Source organism: Escherichia sp. HH091_1A, assembly GCF_030295175.1.
In the GTDB taxonomy this organism is placed as follows: domain Bacteria; phylum Pseudomonadota; class Gammaproteobacteria; order Enterobacterales; family Enterobacteriaceae; genus Escherichia; species Escherichia coli_F.
The window spans coordinates 551,359-569,010 of record NZ_AP025747.1; the positions used below are offsets into that span (position 1 = coordinate 551,359).

Genomic DNA, 17,652 nt, shown 5'->3' on the forward strand with positions numbered 1-17,652 from the left:
ACGCGTGCGATTATTTGCTCAATTAAGCTGGTATTTCCGTCGGGAATGGCGTCGCTATCTCGGGGCTGTTGCCTTGCTTGTCATTATCGCGATGCTGCAACTGGTTCCGCCGAAAGTGGTTGGTATTGTTGTCGATGGCGTGACAGAACAACACTTTACTACCGGGCAGATCCTGATGTGGATCGCCACCATGGTGCTGATTGCTGTTGTGGTTTATCTCCTGCGTTACGTCTGGCGCGTATTGCTGTTTGGCGCGTCTTATCAACTGGCTGTTGAACTGCGTGAAGATTATTACCGTCAGCTAAGCCGGCAGCATCCTGAGTTTTACCTGCGTCATCGCACGGGGGACCTCATGGCTCGTGCGACCAATGACGTCGATCGGGTCGTGTTTGCCGCCGGAGAAGGGGTGCTGACGCTGGTGGATTCACTGGTGATGGGCTGCGCTGTGTTGATTATGATGTCTACGCAAATTAGCTGGCAGTTGACCTTATTTGCCCTGTTACCTATGCCAGTGATGGCGATCATGATTAAGCGCAACGGCGATGCCTTGCATGAACGCTTTAAGCTGGCACAGGCGGCGTTTTCCAGTCTTAATGACCGCACCCAGGAAAGCCTCACCAGTATCCGCATGATCAAAGCCTTTGGTCTGGAAGATCGCCAGTCGGCGTTATTTGCCGCGGATGCCGAAGATACCGGCAAAAAAAACATGCGGGTGGCGCGTATTGATGCTCGTTTCGACCCGACCATCTATATCGCGATTGGTATGGCGAACTTGCTGGCGATTGGCGGCGGTAGTTGGATGGTGGTGCAGGGCAGTTTAACGCTGGGCCAGCTCACCAGTTTTATGATGTATTTAGGTCTGATGATTTGGCCGATGCTGGCGCTGGCATGGATGTTTAACATAGTGGAGCGTGGTAGTGCTGCGTACAGCCGTATTCGCGCGATGCTGGCGGAAGCGCCGGTGGTGAACGATGGTAGCGAACCCGTGCCAGAAGGTCGTGGTGAACTGGATGTAAATATTCGCCAGTTTATGTATCCGCAGACTGACCATCCTGCGCTGGAAAACGTCAATTTAGCCCTGAAACCCGGTCAGATGCTGGGTATCTGCGGGCCGACTGGTTCCGGCAAAAGTACCCTGTTGTCGCTCATTCAGCGTCATTTCGACGTCAGCGAGGGGGATATTCGCTTTCATGATATTCCTCTGACGAAGTTACAACTCGATAGCTGGCGTAGCCGCCTGGCGGTGGTCAGCCAGACGCCATTCCTTTTTTCCGACACCGTGGCGAACAACATCGCGCTGGGTTGCCCGAATGCCACCCAACAAGAGATTGAGCATGTCGCGCGGTTAGCCAGCGTACATGACGATATTTTGCGTCTACCGCAAGGTTACGATACAGAGGTGGGCGAGCGCGGCGTGATGCTTTCTGGTGGGCAAAAACAGCGTATCTCCATTGCTCGTGCGTTATTAGTCAACGCGGAAATCCTCATCCTTGATGATGCGCTTTCGGCGGTGGACGGACGCACAGAGCACCAGATCCTGCATAACCTGCGTCAGTGGGGGCAGGGAAGAACGGTAATCATCAGTGCCCATCGCCTTTCGGCACTGACGGAAGCCAGTGAAATTATTGTGATGCAGCACGGACATATCGCCCAGCGTGGCAATCATGATGTGCTGGCACAACAAAGCGGCTGGTATCGCGATATGTATCGCTATCAACAACTGGAGGCGGCGCTCGACGACGCTCCGGAAATTCGCGAGGAGGCCGTTGATGCGTAGTTTTAGCCAACTCTGGCCAACTCTCAAACGCTTGTTAGCGTACGGTTCACCGTGGCGGAAACCGCTGGGCATTGCGGTCCTGATGATGTGGGTTGCGGCGGCGGCGGAAGTCAGTGGGCCGCTGCTTATCAGCTATTTTATCGACAATATGGTAGCGAAAAATAACCTGCCGTTGAAAGTGGTTGCCGGGCTGGCTGCGGCGTATGTTGGGCTACAACTGTTTGCCGCCGGGCTACATTACGCGCAGTCGCTGCTGTTTAATCGGGCGGCAGTAGGTGTAGTGCAACAGTTGCGTACCGACGTGATGGATGCCGCGTTGCGCCAGCCATTAAGCGAGTTTGATACCCAGCCTGTCGGGCAGGTGATTTCCCGCGTTACCAATGATACTGAAGTGATCCGCGACCTCTACGTTACCGTAGTGGCAACGGTCCTGCGTAGCGCCGCCCTGGTGGGTGCGATGCTGGTGGCGATGTTTAGTCTCGACTGGCGAATGGCGCTGGTAGCGATAATGATTTTCCCGGTGGTGCTGGTGGTAATGGTGATATACCAGCGTTACAGCACGCCGATTGTCCGTCGTGTGCGCGCCTATCTGGCAGATATCAACGACGGCTTTAACGAAATCATCAATGGCATGAGCGTCATCCAGCAGTTCCGTCAGCAGGCGCGATTTGGCGAACGTATGGGTGAGGCCAGTCGTTCACACTATATGGCGAGGATGCAAACCCTGCGCCTCGACGGTTTTCTGCTGCGTCCGCTGCTGAGTCTGTTTTCATCGCTCATTCTTTGTGGCTTGTTGATGCTGTTTGGCTTCTCCGCCAGCGGTACCATTGAAGTGGGCGTACTGTATGCGTTTATCAGCTATCTTGGGCGGCTTAACGAACCCTTAATCGAACTGACCACGCAACAGGCGATGCTGCAACAGGCTGTTGTTGCTGGTGAGCGCGTGTTTGAGCTGATGGACGGACCGCGCCAGCAATATGGCAATGATGATCGCCCCTTACAGAGCGGCAACATTGAAGTCGATAACGTGTCATTTGCTTATCGCGATGACAATCTGGTACTGAAGAACATTAATCTCTCGGTGCCTTCGCGCAACTTTGTGGCGCTGGTGGGGCATACCGGCAGTGGTAAAAGTACCCTCGCCAGTTTATTGATGGGCTATTACCCGCTAACGGAAGGTGAGATTCGCCTTGATGGTCGTCCGTTAAGTTCGCTAAGTCACAGCGTGCTGCGCCAGGGCGTGGCGATGGTGCAACAAGATCCGGTGGTACTGGCGGATACCTTCCTCGCCAACGTGACGCTGGGACGTGATATCTCCGAAGAACGTGTCTGGCAGGCGCTGGAAACCGTGCAACTGGCGGAGCTGGCGCGCAGCATGAGCGATGGTATTTATACGCCGCTGGGCGAGCAGGGGAATAATCTCTCCGTCGGGCAAAAGCAACTGCTGGCACTGGCGCGCGTGCTGGTGGAGACGCCGCAAATCCTGATCCTTGATGAGGCAACCGCCAGCATTGACTCCGGTACTGAACAGGCGATTCAACACGCACTGGCGGCGGTGCGTGAACACACTACGCTTGTGGTGATTGCTCACCGCTTATCGACCATTGTTGATGCTGACACCATTCTGGTGCTTCATCGTGGTCAGGCTGTGGAACAGGGGACTCACCAGCAACTGCTGGCCGCCCAGGGGCGCTACTGGCAGATGTATCAACTGCAACTAGTGGGCGAAGAGCTGGCAGCCAGCGTGCGTGAAGATGAATCATTGAGCGCCTGAATAGCGCAATATTTCATCGTTGGTGCAAAAATGTAACGCACTGTGCACTGTCATAGTGCGTTTTTGTTTTCAATCTTCTTAACTTCCTGCTCTCTTTCTCGTTTTTCATTTCTGGCACACCGCTTGCAATACCTTATTCGTGTAGCAGAACCATTACCGAATTCTGACCGGAGGGGATCTATGAAGCTGGTGACCGTGATAATCAAACCATTCAAGCTGGAAGACGTTCGTGAAGCGTTATCTTCCATTGGTATTCAGGGCCTGACCGTCACCGAAGTGAAAGGTTTCGGGCGTCAGAAAGGGCATGCCGAGCTGTACCGGGGGGCGGAATACAGCGTCAACTTTCTGCCAAAAGTAAAAATTGATGTGGCGATTGCTGATGACCAACTCGATGAAGTGATCGATATCGTCAGCAAAGCGGCTTACACCGGAAAAATTGGCGACGGCAAAATCTTCGTCGCTGAATTGCAACGCGTCATTCGTATTCGTACCGGCGAAGCCGACGAAGCGGCGCTGTAATCTCTGGCACACAGCAACAGGAACGAAAAATGAAGATAGCGACGATAAAAACTGGGCTTGCTTCACTGGCGATGCTGCCGGGACTGGTAATGGCTGCACCTGCGGTGGCCGATAAAGCCGACAATGCGTTTATGATGATTTGTACTGCGCTGGTGCTGTTTATGACTATTCCGGGGATTGCCCTGTTTTACGGTGGGTTAATTCGCGGCAAAAACGTGCTGTCGATGCTGACGCAGGTGACGGTGACGTTTGCACTGGTCTGTATTCTCTGGGTGGTTTACGGTTACTCGCTGGCGTTTGGTGAGGGCAACAACTTCTTTGGCAACATTAACTGGTTGATGCTGAAAAACATCGAACTGACGGCGGTGATGGGCAGCATTTATCAGTATATCCACGTGGCGTTTCAGGGATCGTTTGCCTGCATTACCGTAGGCTTGATCGTCGGGGCGCTGGCGGAACGGATCCGCTTCTCAGCTGTGCTGATTTTCGTGGTGGTGTGGCTGACGCTTTCTTACATTCCGATTGCGCATATGGTCTGGGGCGGCGGTTTGCTGGCTTCTCACGGTGCGCTGGATTTTGCGGGTGGCACGGTGGTGCACATTAACGCCGCTATTGCAGGTCTGGTGGGCGCGTATCTGATTGGTAAACGCGTGGGCTTCGGCAAAGAGGCGTTTAAACCGCACAACCTGCCGATGGTCTTTACCGGCACTGCCATTCTCTATATCGGTTGGTTTGGCTTTAACGCCGGATCAGCGGGCACGGCGAATGAAATTGCAGCACTGGCATTTGTGAATACTGTGGTCGCAACGGCGGCGGCAATTCTTGGCTGGATCTTCGGTGAATGGGCGCTGCGTGGTAAGCCTTCACTGCTGGGAGCGTGTTCAGGCGCGATTGGCGGTCTGGTCGGCGTGACGCCAGCCTGTGGCTACATTGGTGTTGGCGGCGCGTTGATTATCGGCGTGGTAGCTGGTCTGGCGGGCTTGTGGGGCGTTACCATGCTCAAACGCTTGCTGCGGGTGGATGATCCCTGCGATGTCTTCGGTGTGCACGGCGTTTGTGGCATTGTCGGCTGTATCATGACCGGGATTTTTGCCGCCAGCTCGCTGGGCGGCGTGGGCTTCGCTGAAGGTGTGACGATGGGCCATCAGTTGCTGGTACAGCTGGAAAGCATTGCCATTACGATTGTCTGGTCCGGTGTGGTGGCGTTTATTGGCTACAAACTGGCGGATCTGACGGTTGGTCTGCGTGTACCGGAAGAACAGGAGCGAGAAGGGTTGGACGTCAACAGCCACGGCGAAAATGCCTATAACGCGTAATAAGCACTGCAAAAAACAGCCGGACGGTTTTCACCTCCGGCTATTTTTTTAATTGTGATTACGCATTACCCCTTCCTGAACGGTCGAGGCAATCAGCACGCCGTCCTGGGTATAAAACTCACCGCGCACAAAGCCGCGTGCGCTGGACGCCGAGGTGCTCTCCACGCTATACAGCAGCCATTCATTCAAATTAAAAGGGCGATGGAACCACATGGAATGGTCAATGGTGGCAATCTGAATCCCCGGTTCGAGAAAACCGATGCCGTGCGGCTGTAAAGCTACCGGCAGGAAGTTAAGATCAGAAGCGTAACCGAGCAGATACTGATGAACGCGCAGATCATCCGGCACGCTACCATTTGCGCGGATCCATACCTGACGATGCGGTTCTGCGACATGCCCTTTCAGTGGGTTATGAAACTCCACCGGACGGACTTCCAGCGGACGATCGCAGATGAATTTATCTTTCAGCACTGGCGGCAGCAGGTGCGCCAGCGATTGGGCGATTTGCGTTTCCGAAGGCAGGCCATCAGGCGCTGGCGCGGACGGCATTGTTTTTTGATGTTCGAAACCCGCTTCTGGTGCCTGGAAAGAGGCAGTCATATAAAAAATCGGTTTACCGTTTTGAATAGCAGCAACCCGGCGGGCGCTGAAGCTGTTACCGTCACGCAACGTTTCGACATCATAAATAATCGGCTTCTTACTGTCGCCTGGGCGAAGAAAGTAGCTGTGAAACGAATGTACCAGCCGCTCTTCAGGGACGGTCTCTTTTGCAGCATACAAGGCCTGACCCACGACCTGGCCGCCAAACACCTGGCGTAAACCTAAATCTTCACTCTGGCCGCGAAAGAGTCCTTCCTCAATTTTTTCCAGATTTAACAATGTCAGTAAATTTTTTAGCGCCTGACTCATATAACTCTCCAGTAACAAAGCTGCCGCAGCAAGCCAAAGTGCGTTGAGTATAACGCAAATTTGCCACTGGTCCGATGGGTGCAATAGTCTGAATTACTAGCCAATTACAGGCAGAAATGCGTGATGTGTGCCACACTTGTTGACGTTACTATTTTGTTAACCACTCTTCCGGCGAGGAAAGTTAGCCCGCTGGTGCATTGATAATAAGGAGAAGTAAATGAAACTCGTGCACATGGCCAGTGGTTTAGCGGTTGCGATTGCGTTGGCGGCTTGCGCAGATAAAAGCGCGGATATTCAGACGCCAGCACCGGCTGCAAATACGTCTATTTCAGCAACACAGCAACCTGCTATCCAGCAACCGAATGTTTCCGGTACCGTTTGGATCCGTCAGAAAGTCGCACTGCCGCCTGATGCCGTGCTGACCGTGACACTTTCTGACGCATCATTAGCCGATGCACCGTCAAAAGTGCTGGCTCAAAAAGCGGTGCGTACTGAAGGTAAACAGTCACCATTCAGCTTTGTTCTGCCATTTAACCCGGCAGACGTTCAGCCGAACGCGCGTATTCTGTTGAGTGCGGCGATTACCGTGAATGACAAACTGGTATTTATTACCGATACCGTTCAGCCGGTGATCAACCAGGGCGGAACTAAAGCTGACCTGACATTGGTGCCGGTGCAGCAAACCGCCGTGCCGGTTCAGGCCAGCGGTGGCGCAACGACTACCGTACCATCAACTTCACCAACCCAGGTGAATCCGTCTTCGGCAGTTCCAGCTCCTACGCAATATTAAACGAAGTTAACCCTCTCCGCCCGGAGAGGGTTAGTAGTTCCAGCGATAACGCTGCAAGTCGATTTGTCCGCTTTCCGATACCATCACGCCTTCTGCCAGTAATGCCTGCCGCTGACGCTGTAAATCCGGTCCGGTTAGCGAAATGGTGCCGTGGCGATTAACCACCCGATGCCAGGGCAAGGTGCTGCCTTCCGGGAGACGCTTTAACACACCACCCACCTGGCGCGCGGCGCGGGGAGATCCCGCCAGTTTCGCCACATCACCGTAAGTGGTGACATAGCCTTCGGGAATAGCGGCTACGATTTGCCAGACGCGTTGGGGAAATGAATCTTCTTTTTCCATCTTTTCTTCCTGAGGTAATTTTTCAGCATAATCTGGAAAAACGCCCGAGTGAAGCCGCATTGCGCAAGAAACCAGCATCTGGCACGCAATGGGTTGCAATTAGCAGGGGCAGCAGTGATAATGCGCCTGCGCGTTGGTTCTCAACGCTCTCAATGGGGGCTCTGTTGGTTCTCCCGCAACGCTACTCTGTTTACCAGGTCAGGTCCGGAAGGAAGCAGCCAAGGCAGATGACGCGTGTGCCGGGATGTAGCTGGCAGGGCCCCCACCCATTTCTGCCTCCCCCCGTTTCGTCAAAAAATCCCAACATGGCTAAACTTTAACCACAACTGACGTCGCAAGAATTGTCTGGCTGCGCAGTACGCTTCGGAGGTATGTCTGATGAAGTATGTTGATGGTTTTGTGGTTGCCGTTCCTGCCGATAAAAAGGATGCCTATCGGGAAATGGCCGCTAAGGCCGCGCCATTGTTTAAAGAGTTTGGCGCGCTTCGTATTGTCGAATGCTGGGCCAGCGATGTACCGGATGGCAAAGTGACCGATTTTCGTATGGCGGTGAAAGCGGAAGAGAATGAAGAGGTTGTCTTTAGCTGGATTGAATACCCTTCAAAAGAGGTCCGCGACGCTGCTAATCAAAAGATGATGTCGGACCCACGGATGAAGGAGTTCGGCGAGTCCATGCCGTTTGATGGCAAGCGAATGATCTATGGCGGATTCGAGTCAATCATCGACGAATAGGTAGCGTGACGGGCTGTGCGGCGTGCCGTCAGCCCAAAAATTCACAAATGTTGCTCGGCCCAGCGTAAGAAATCCTCTTTCGGTAATGCCTTGCTGTAGAGCCAGCCCTGGCCGTAGTGCACGCCATGCTGGCGTAGCCACTCTTCTTGTTTACTGGTTTCGATTCCCTCCGCTACCATTTTCAGTTTCAGTGTTTTTGCCATTTCGATGATATGTGGCGTGACATTTTTATATTCCAGCGCATCAACGAAAGATTTATCGATCTTCAGAATGTCGACATCCAGATCCTGTAAATAGCTTAAACTTGAATACCCCGTACCAAAATCATCGAGATAAATTTCATGGCCCGCCTCCCGGTAGCGAGAAATTATCGGGGCGCTGGTTTTCGGATCGGCAAACTCGCGTTCAGTGAGTTCAAGCGCGATCTGTCTGGGATTAACCTGATAGTGATTGATCATTTCACGCAGCAATTGCGGGATTTTTTCCGAGGTGAGTACGGTGGATTCAAGATTGATCGAAATATGCTGCTGCGGATGCTGACGCAGCCAGTCGCCCATATCTTCAAAGACACTTTTTATAATCAGTAGCGTCAACGGCTCAGAAAGCCCCGTTTGCTGTGCCAGCGGAATAAAACTATCTGGTGACAACCAACTACCGTCTGTCTGCGGCCAGCGCGCCAGTGCCTCAGCACCGACAATTTTGCCATTGGCTAAGGAGACAATCGGCTGATAGTGCACGCAAATATCACGATTTTCGATAGCATCCTGCAGCCGATGATGCGGTGACTGGATACGGCGCAAAATACGCAGTACAAACATCGCTGCCAGCAGGCCAATCACCAACCCGAGCGGTAACCAAATAAAGACTTGCCGATGCCAGCCTTTCTGCAACATTTTCGTTGAAGCCCAGGTGATGATCGAAATATTCATCTCCGGGAAGGGCTGGATATCGTAAATAATTCCATTATTTTCGATATGCTCACCGGGTGTTTTTTGTAGCCTGGTAATAATTCCCTGAGCAATTTCATCGCTGCTGGTTATGACAACATTATGGGCATTGCCAATAATGGCGGCATCAATTTGCCATGAGCTATAGGGAATGACATCAATAAAGGAAGCGGGGTCGATCATGACGACATAATGTGCCGTTCCTATGGCGACCATGTAACGGATAATGCCTAAATCGTTATGCGATGTTAACCAGACCCGATAACCATCTTTCGAAATTTTACCTGGCTCGGGGAAGGCATCGGGTGGGCTTTCATGCTCCAGAGACGAACACTGGGGAACGTTGTTATCGATATAGACCACTTCCTGAATATAGCGATAACTGTAAGATACCCGACGCATTTTCATGAGATGGGCTGCGCTACAGGCCGCACCTTGCCACCTTTCCAGCTCCTGCAGAGCATCTTTCCCTTGTATCGCCACCTTATTGGCCCGAATAGCGACGCGGGAGGAATAAGTATTCAGCTCTTCAATAAACGATGTTTGTACTTGCTGATGGGCCAGCCAGATGCTTAAGCCGACAGGCAGTAATACTGAAAGAATCAGTACTCCCGAAATCAGGCTGACCAGATGTCGTGTTCTCACCAGCATATCCTTATTAACACAGTGTAGGGAAAGTATATCTGATTGTGGAAAAAGGCAGGCAGGAGATAAGGAGGTAGAGCTGGTATTTCATGAAGCGATGGGTGGAAACGATCGTTGTCATTTGACCAGGCGTAGAGCTTTACGCCTGGTATGTAACCCTAACTTAAGATGTTGATTCGGCGCGAGCGAGGGTAAAAATATCGTAAAAAGACAGTTCACCTTTACGGACGATCATTTTTTGCAGTTGTTCTTTATGAACATCCGCGACACGCGGAGAGTTCAAGATGGCTTCAACCAGCGCGGCAGGTACAAAGCGCGTGTTGTACCATTCGCCGTTATAGCAAACGCGGAAATCCAGCACGTCGATATCTTCATAGCGGTAGCGTGGGTAGACATCGAAAAAGAAGAAACCATTAAGCAGGATAAATAATACAACCAGTAGCCAGACAGAGCCTGACAGCGTTTCGGACTGCAACATCACCGCCAGGGTGGCAAAAAAAGCAACGTACATACCGATAAACAGCCCCGGATGTTTACGGATAAAACTGATACTAAAGCGGGGTTTGTTGTCGCGTTTTTCGCGGGTATTCAGAGACTCAATCGTTTCGGTCAGCAGGCGTTGTATTTCGGTCATCGTTTGCCTTCGTGGTATCTGCAACTTTCCAGGGAACACCCTATTTTAACGTGGGAATAGTAGAGGGAAAGTAACAGATTTGCCACGATTTTGCATAACAGTTGCGAAAAACAGGTTACAATTTTTTAATGATTCTGGCTGGATTACCGCCCACGACAACATTGTCCGGGACATCTTTTGTGACAACTGCACCTGAGGCTACCACGACGTTATCACCAATGGTCACACCAGGGTTAATGACTGCGCGTCCGCCAATCCAGACGTTATTACCGATGGTGACGGGTTTCCCCAGTTCAACACCGCTATTACGTGCTACAGGGTCGATGGGATGTGTTGCCGTGTAGATATGAACACCTGGCGCTAACATACAGTTATCACCGATGCGAATAGGGCAGACATCAAGCATCACGCAATCGAAGTTGGCGAAAAAATTATTGCCGAGAAAAATGTTATAGCCATAGTCACAGCGAAACGTTGGCTCAATATAAGCCTCTGTCACCTGACCGAATAATTCAGCGAGAATTTGCTGGCGTAATGTGTGCTCTTCCGCCAGGGAATGATTGTATCGGTGAATAAGCTGACGAGCGCGCAGGCGATCGCGAGATAACGTCTCATCTGCCGAGCGATACAACTCACCAGCAATCATCTTTTCTTTTTCTGTGCTCATTACTGACCTCCGGTTGCTGAAAATGCGGCAACACAGTAAGACGAAAAGTCAGTGAAGAGAACGTTCCCATTACGTCTGTGTGATGAAGATCACATAGGGTGCGCCTTCATGGCGATAAAGTATAAAATTCTTAATAAACAGCTGGTTATAGCTCCGAAAGCCAATTATTTATTAGCGAATAAATTTCCATACTGAGGAGGGGATCTTGTCGTACAGTTTATTCATGGTCAATTCGGCGAGGCGGTGATCTGCAGCTGAGTAAAATACCGCCAGTTCATTATCTGATAATTCGTATTTATTTTTCTCGATAACACGCTCCAGCGTGTCAATTGTCTGGCAACGACGCAAACGCATTAAATAATCGGTTTTCGTTAAAGGTTTTTCGGACATACTTCTACCCATGGTTGTAATAATTCTAACAAGATAAACTCGCAGGATTCTCTTTCGTCGCATTGACAAAACAACGGAATAGTCGATTACCTGACTTCCGCCATTTTTGAAGATCCTGCATATTAATACCATAACTACTGAACAACATAAAGGTGTCATCCAGATATTCGTCGATCTGCTCAATGAGCTTATTGTCTTCATTATACTTAATTTTGTAATTAAGTGCGAAGGTCGCAATATGCTCAATCAGTTCATTCAACTGGAGGTTGATCGCCGAGGTTGGGTCGTTAACCCAGCCATGGTTGCTTTCTTCAAGGTTTGCAAGGCAATCATGATACAGGGTTTCACAGAGAAACTTAAGCTGTGCGATATCATGTCTTTTGGGTGAGTATTCATCCATAACGCGTCCCCTTCTTAGCGGTTGAACTAACGGACACCTTTCGGGATGGAAAAAACTTACTGACCTGGACTTGCCCTCTCGTTTGTTAGCTTAACTATAAGCCACTCTTTGCAGGTTTTCATCGCATTATTACGAAAAATTACAAATAGGAAGGAAGCGGGATAGGACTCACTTTTTCATACTAGCACCAACCCGCTGCAGGTAAAAGCAGTTTGCTCGAACTGTTCATAACATTTCAAGATTATCGCCAGATGAAATTGGTCACACTAATACCAGGAATGCTCTGAATATGTCGTAATAACCGATGAATGAATAAAGAATTACCGCAAATAATTAAGAAAAGCCTCTAAATGATTATGGATTATTAAATCTATTAGCGCTACTTAATATAAATTAACTAACAATCAGTATTTTTTATGAATTTTATGCGAAGTTAATACTGGTTTTCATATGAGATTCTGAGTTGATTGTTCAGTTCCCCATTCAACTCGTAGGTTATGCATCTAAAAAAGGCCGCTTGCGCGGCCTTAGTGATTACACGTTGTATCAATGATGATCGACAGTATGGCTGTGCTCGATATCTTCATTCTTGCGGCTAAAGCGGCGGCGAACCACCACAAAGAATACCGGAACGAAGAAGATTGCCAGTACCGTTGCGGTCACCATCCCTCCCATTACACCGGTACCTACTGCGTTCTGCGCGCCGGAACCAGCACCAGTACTGATAACCAGCGGCATAACGCCGAGGATAAACGCCAGCGAGGTCATCAGGATCGGACGTAAACGCATCCGCACCGCATCAAGCGTCGCTTCAATCAGACCTTTACCTTCTTTATCCATCAAGTCTTTGGCGAATTCGACGATAAGTATCGCGTTCTTCGCCGACAACCCAATGGTTGTGAGCAGGCCTACCTGGAAGTACACGTCATTGGTCAGGCCACGGAAGGTGGCTGCCAGCAAGGCACCGATAACCCCCAGCGGAACGACCAGCATAACGGAGAACGGAATCGACCAGCTCTCGTACAGCGCCGCCAGACACAGGAATACGACAATCAACGAAATCGCGTACAGTGAAGGTGCCTGGTTGCCGGAGAGACGTTCCTGATAGGACATCCCCGTCCAGTCATAGCCAACACCGGTAGGCAGTTTACTCGCCAGTTGTTCCATCAGCTCCATTGCTTCACCGGTACTTTTACCCGGTGCCGCCTGGCCTAAGATTTCCATGGATGGCAGGCCGTTGTATCGTTCCAGACGCGGAGAGCCGTACTCCCAACGAGAAGAGGAGAACGCCGAGAACGGTACCATCTGACCATCAGCAGCACGAACATACCAGTCGCCGATATCATCCGGCAGCATACGGTATTTCGCTTCTGACATGACGTAAACTTTCTTCACACGACCGCGGTCGATAAAGTCGTTCACATAGCTACCGCCCCATGCAGCGCCCAGAGTGGTGTTAATGTCGTTGATAGAAACACCCAGCGCCTGCGCTTTTTCCTGGTCGATATCAATCTTGAACTGCGGGGTATCTTCCAGACCGTTTGGACGTACGCTGGTCAACATATCAGGGTGCTTCGCTGCTTCTGCAAGCAGCTGGTTACGCGCCTGAGTCAGTTTTTCGTGACCAAGGCCAGCCTGGTCAATCAGCTCAAAGTCAAAGCCGGTTGCAGTACCCAGTTCCACGATTGCAGGCAGGTTAAAGGCGAACACCATCGCATCTTTGATTTGCGAGAATGCGCGTGTTGCACGCATGGTAATCGCTTCAACTTTGTTTTCTTCGCCCGGACGATCGGCCCAGTCCTTCAAGGAAACGAACGCAATACCGGTATTCTGACCACGTCCCGCAAAGCCGAAGCCGTTAACGGCGAACACCGACTCAACGTTGTTCTTTTCTTTGGTCAGATAGTAATGCGTTACCTCATTGAGCACTTTCTGCGTACGTTCCTGCGTTGCACCTGCTGGCAGCTGAACCATGGTCATAAATACGCCCTGGTCCTCATCTGGCAAGAAGGAGCTTGGCAGACGCACAAACAGATAGGCCATGCCGACCACGATGATTAGATACAGCACCAGGTAACGCCCCGTACTGCGCAGAATACCGCCTACGCTGTCGGTGTAGTGGTGCGTGCTCTTCTCGAACATGCGGTTAAACCAGCCGAAGAAGCCTTTTTTACCTTCTCCGTGATCGCCTTTGGCAATCGGTTTCAGCATGGTGGCACAAAGAGCCGGAGTCAGAATCAACGCCACCAGTACCGACAGCGCCATTGCTGAAACAATGGTAATAGAGAACTGACGATAGATAGCACCAGTAGAACCGCCAAAGAAGGCCATCGGTACGAATACCGCCGACAGTACCATCGCGATACCGACCAGAGCGCCCTGAATCTGCCCCATCGACTTACGGGTGGCTTCTTTTGGCGGTAAACCTTCTTCCGCCATCACACGCTCAACGTTTTCTACCACAACGATGGCGTCATCCACCAACAGGCCGATGGCGAGCACCATCCCGAACATTGTTAGCGTGTTTATCGAGAAGCCAAAGGCGGCAAGGACGGCAAAGGTCCCAAGCAATACCACCGGTACGGCAATGGTCGGAATCAACGTCGCGCGGAAGTTCTGCAAGAACAGATACATAACCAGGAAAACGAGGATGATCGCTTCGACCAGCGTTTTAACCACTTCGTGAATAGAGATTTTCACGAACGGCGTGGTGTCGTACGGGTAAACAATTTTCAGACCTGACGGGAAGAACGGTTCCATCTTCGCCAGTTCAGCACGGATTGCCGCAGCGGTATCCAGCGCGTTCGCGCCGGTTGCCAGCTTGATCCCCAGACCGGAAGCCGGTTGGCCGTTAAACTCTGCGATGATGTCGTAGTTCTCACCACCCAGCTCAATTTTCGCCACATCACGCAGCAGCACGCGGGAACCATCCTGATTCACTTTCAGCAGGATTTTGCCGAACTCTTCAGTAGAGGTCAGACGCGTCTGAGCAATAATAGAGGCGTTAAGCTGTTGGCCTTTCACCGGCGGCGTACCACCGAGCTGACCCGCCGCAACCTGGGCGTTCTGCGCTTTGATGGCGGTAATGACATCAACCGGCGTTAGCTGGTATTTGTTCAGTTCATTCGGATTCATCCAGATACGCATCGCGTACTGAGAACCGAACAGCTGAACGTCACCCACGCCCGACGTACGGCTGATGGCGTCTTTCATATTCGCCGCCACGTAGTCGGAGATATCCTCCTGCGTCATGGTGCCATCGGTGTTGATAACGCCGACAACCATCAGGAAGCTACTGGACGATTTCTCAACGCTCACCCCTTGCTGCTGTACTTCTTGCGGCAGCAACGGCATTGCCAGCTGCAGTTTGTTCTGCACCTGAACCTGCGCGATATCCGCATCAGTACCAGACTCAAAGGTCAGGGTGATCTGCACGGTACCCGTGGAGTCACTGTTAGAGGACATGTACATCAGGTTATCGATACCATTCATATTCTGTTCGATAACCTGCGTCACCGTGTCCTGCACTGTTTTCGCATCAGCGCCGGGGTAGGAGGCGGAGATCGTTACTGCCGGCGGAGCAATCGTAGGATATTGCGCCACCGGCAGTTTGAGGATCGCCAGCCCCCCTGCCAACATGATGATGATGGCGATCACCCACGCAAAAATCGGGCGATCGATAAAGAAATTAGGCATGTCTTAACGGCTCCTGTTTAAGTTAAGACTTGGACTGTTCAGGCTGAGTACCGCTTGCGGCTTGCTGGTTATTATCAGCGGTAACTTCTTGTGCTTTTACCTGGACACCAGGACGCACTTTCTGCAGCCCACTTATTACTACGCGATCGCCTGCTTTCAGACCTTCTGTCACCAGCCACTTATCGCCAATAGCCTGGCTTGCAACGATCGGACGGGTTTCCACTTTGTCATCCGCGCCTACCACCAGGACGGTAGCATCGCCACGCGGCGTACGGGTTACACCTTGTTGCGGGACTAAAATGGCGTTTGGATTAAGCCCTTCTTCCAGACGTGCGCGCACGAACATACCCGGCAGCAGAGTGTGATCCGGGTTCGGGAAGATAGCGCGTAGGGTGATAGACCCGGTGGTCTGATCGACAGTAACGTCAGAGAACTCCAGCGTACCGTCCTGTGGGAACTTAATGCCGTCACTGGTGATCAGCGACACTTTGGCTTTGCCGTTCTCTTGTTTCAGCGTGCCATTTGCCAGTTCCTGTTTCAGGCGCAGGAAATCGTTGCTGGACTGAGTCACATCAACGTAGATCGGATCAAGTTGCTGCACGGTTGCCAGCGCAGTCGCCTGACCGTTTTGCACCAGGGCACCTTCCGTCACGTTTGACTTACCAATGCGGCCGCTAATTGGAGAGGTGACTTTGGTGTAAGCCAGATTGATACGCGCAGTTTCAACGGCAGCTTTCGCCGCAGTTACCGCGGCATTCGCCTGTTGCGCATCAGCCAGAGCCTGATCGTACTCTTGCTTACTGATGTACTGCGTACCGAGCAATTTCTGATAACGATTCACCGTCAATTGCGCGATATTGGCTGCAGCCTGGGCTTTCGCTAAATCGCCTTTCGCACTGTCGTATGTCGCCTGATAGGTCGCAGGATCAATCTGATAGAGAGAGACACCTGCTTCAATGTCGCTACCTTCTTTGAAATTACGCTTCAGGATAATCCCGCTAACTTGAGGACGAACTTCTGCGATCCGGTAGGCACTGGTGCGACCCGGAAGCTCGGTTGTGATCTGCAGAGGTTCAGTTTTGACTGTAACTACGCCAACGGCGGGCATCTGCTGGCCACCTTGTTGGGCCTGTTTGTCGTCACATCCTGTTAGGGCTAAGCTGCCTGAGAGCATCAGAACGACCGCCAGAGGCGTAAACCCTCTGTTTTTGTTCATATGTAAACCTCGAGTGTCCGATTTCAAATTGGTCAATGGTCAAAAGTTAATAAACCCATTGCTGCGTTTATATTATCGTCGTGCTATGGTACATACATTTATAAATGTATGTAAATCTAACGCCTGTAAATTCACGAACATATGGCACGAAAAACCAAACAAGAAGCGCAGGAAACGCGCCAACACATCCTCGATGCGGCTCTTCGTCTTTTCTCACAGCAGGGGGTATCATCCACCTCGCTGGGCGAGATTGCAAAAGCAGCTGGCGTTACGCGCGGTGCAATCTACTGGCATTTTAAAGACAAGTCGGATTTGTTCAGTGAGATCTGGGAACTGTCAGAATCCAATATTGGTGAACTAGAGCTTGAGTATCAGGCAAAATTCCCTGGCGATCCACTCTCAGTATTAAGAGAGATATTAATTCATGTTCTTGAATCCACGGTGACAGAAGAACGGCGTCGATTATTGATGGAGATTATATTCCACAAATGCGAATTTGTCGGAGAAATGGCTGTTGTGCAACAGGCACAACGTAATCTCTGTCTGGAAAGTTATGACCGTATAGAACAAACGTTAAAACATTGTATTGAAGCAAAAATGTTGCCTGCGGATTTAATGACACGTCGCGCAGCAATTATTATGCGTGGCTATATTTCCGGCCTGATGGAAAACTGGCTCTTTGCCCCGCAATCTTTTGATCTTAAAAAAGAAGCTCGCGATTACGTCGCCATCTTACTCGAGATGTATCTCCTGTGCCCCACGCTTCGTTACCCTGCCACTAACGAATAACCCTGAATCTGACTCCAGGATTTTTCCTGGACATTTTCGCCGTTGCTATTCTGGTTCATTGCGTCGTGATATTCTTACGGTTTGACTTTTTCAGGTCGTTCTTCAGGTT

Annotated in this window: 16 protein-coding genes and 1 other RNA gene; 8 read left to right on the plus strand and 9 right to left on the minus strand. The window is 51.1% G+C overall.

What is annotated here, in order from left to right:
• The first annotated feature begins 4 nt into the window (after positions 1-4).
• The 4 genes from QUF14_RS02580 to amtB all read left to right on the plus strand — a co-directional run bounded on the left by QUF14_RS02580 (position 5) and on the right by amtB (position 5,386).
• A complete protein-coding gene (locus QUF14_RS02580) occupies positions 5-1,777 on the plus strand; it encodes a SmdA family multidrug ABC transporter permease/ATP-binding protein (protein ID WP_001235621.1) in 1,773 nt (590 codons plus the stop codon).
• The gene (locus QUF14_RS02585; RefSeq protein WP_001256195.1) at positions 1,770-3,551 is read left to right on the plus strand and encodes a SmdB family multidrug efflux ABC transporter permease/ATP-binding protein; all 1,782 of its coding nucleotides are present in this window, start codon (positions 1,770-1,772) and stop codon (positions 3,549-3,551) included. The genes QUF14_RS02580 and QUF14_RS02585 overlap by 8 nt, the downstream gene beginning before the upstream one ends.
• 180 nt (positions 3,552-3,731) lie before the next feature.
• Positions 3,732-4,070 carry a P-II family nitrogen regulator gene (gene glnK / locus QUF14_RS02590; protein WP_000780338.1) on the plus strand — a complete coding sequence of 113 codons (339 nt, stop codon included), beginning with the start codon at positions 3,732-3,734 and terminating at the stop codon, positions 4,068-4,070.
• Between the two features lie 29 nt (positions 4,071-4,099).
• Positions 4,100-5,386, plus strand: coding sequence for an ammonium transporter AmtB (gene amtB / locus QUF14_RS02595; RefSeq protein WP_100733867.1), 1,287 nt, complete (start codon positions 4,100-4,102; stop codon positions 5,384-5,386).
• Between the two features lie 48 nt (positions 5,387-5,434).
• On the opposite strand, the gene tesB is transcribed toward amtB, so the two are convergent.
• The gene (gene tesB / locus QUF14_RS02600) at positions 5,435-6,295 is read right to left on the minus strand and encodes an acyl-CoA thioesterase II (RefSeq protein ID WP_002431405.1); all 861 of its coding nucleotides are present in this window, start codon (positions 6,293-6,295) and stop codon (positions 5,435-5,437) included.
• Positions 6,296-6,512: 217 nt separating this feature from the next.
• On the opposite strand from tesB, the gene QUF14_RS02605 reads away from it, so the two are divergent.
• On the plus strand, positions 6,513-7,085 hold the full coding sequence (locus tag QUF14_RS02605; RefSeq protein WP_000779831.1) for a YbaY family lipoprotein: 573 nt from the start codon (positions 6,513-6,515) through the stop codon (positions 7,083-7,085).
• A 30-nt stretch (positions 7,086-7,115) separates the two neighbouring features.
• On the opposite strand, the gene QUF14_RS02610 is transcribed toward QUF14_RS02605, so the two are convergent.
• A complete protein-coding gene (locus QUF14_RS02610) occupies positions 7,116-7,427 on the minus strand; it encodes an MGMT family protein (RefSeq protein WP_000409906.1) in 312 nt (103 codons plus the stop codon).
• A gap of 162 nt (positions 7,428-7,589) precedes the next feature.
• On the opposite strand from QUF14_RS02610, the gene ffs reads away from it, so the two are divergent.
• Both ffs and QUF14_RS02620 read left to right on the plus strand, forming a co-directional pair.
• An RNA gene (ffs, locus tag QUF14_RS02615) (signal recognition particle sRNA small type) lies at positions 7,590-7,686 on the plus strand.
• A 119-nt stretch (positions 7,687-7,805) separates the two neighbouring features.
• Positions 7,806-8,159, plus strand: coding sequence for a DUF1428 domain-containing protein (locus QUF14_RS02620; protein WP_000878140.1), 354 nt, complete (start codon positions 7,806-7,808; stop codon positions 8,157-8,159).
• 41 nt (positions 8,160-8,200) lie between these two features.
• Here the strand turns inward: QUF14_RS02620 and pdeB are convergent, their stop codons facing one another.
• The 7 genes from pdeB to acrA all read right to left on the minus strand — a co-directional run bounded on the left by pdeB (position 8,201) and on the right by acrA (position 16,754).
• Entirely contained in the window at positions 8,201-9,751 is a 1,551-nt protein-coding gene (gene pdeB, locus QUF14_RS02625) for a cyclic di-3',5'-guanosine monophosphate phosphodiesterase PdeB (RefSeq protein ID WP_001353400.1), read from the minus strand.
• Between the two features lie 163 nt (positions 9,752-9,914).
• Positions 9,915-10,385 (minus strand): YlaC family protein, encoded by a 471-nt coding sequence (locus QUF14_RS02630; protein ID WP_000136192.1) that lies wholly within the window; start codon positions 10,383-10,385, stop codon positions 9,915-9,917.
• 115 nt (positions 10,386-10,500) lie between these two features.
• Positions 10,501-11,052 carry a maltose O-acetyltransferase gene (gene maa, locus QUF14_RS02635; protein ID WP_000102576.1) on the minus strand — a complete coding sequence of 184 codons (552 nt, stop codon included), beginning with the start codon at positions 11,050-11,052 and terminating at the stop codon, positions 10,501-10,503.
• Positions 11,053-11,223: 171 nt separating this feature from the next.
• Entirely contained in the window at positions 11,224-11,442 is a 219-nt protein-coding gene (gene hha / locus QUF14_RS02640; RefSeq protein WP_001291435.1) for a hemolysin expression-modulating protein Hha, read from the minus strand.
• A 25-nt stretch (positions 11,443-11,467) separates the two neighbouring features.
• Positions 11,468-11,842 (minus strand): Hha toxicity modulator TomB, encoded by a 375-nt coding sequence (tomB, locus tag QUF14_RS02645; RefSeq protein WP_000344800.1) that lies wholly within the window; start codon positions 11,840-11,842, stop codon positions 11,468-11,470.
• Between the two features lie 546 nt (positions 11,843-12,388).
• Positions 12,389-15,538: an efflux RND transporter permease AcrB gene (acrB, locus tag QUF14_RS02650; protein WP_001132492.1), complete on the minus strand. Its 3,150-nt coding sequence runs from the start codon at positions 15,536-15,538 to the stop codon at positions 12,389-12,391.
• Positions 15,539-15,560: 22 nt separating this feature from the next.
• Positions 15,561-16,754 carry a multidrug efflux RND transporter periplasmic adaptor subunit AcrA gene (acrA, locus tag QUF14_RS02655; protein ID WP_001353399.1) on the minus strand — a complete coding sequence of 398 codons (1,194 nt, stop codon included), beginning with the start codon at positions 16,752-16,754 and terminating at the stop codon, positions 15,561-15,563.
• Between the two features lie 141 nt (positions 16,755-16,895).
• Between acrA and acrR the strand changes: the two genes are divergently transcribed.
• Positions 16,896-17,543 (plus strand): multidrug efflux transporter transcriptional repressor AcrR, encoded by a 648-nt coding sequence (acrR, locus tag QUF14_RS02660; protein ID WP_100733866.1) that lies wholly within the window; start codon positions 16,896-16,898, stop codon positions 17,541-17,543.
• Positions 17,544-17,652: the final 109 nt, after the last annotated feature.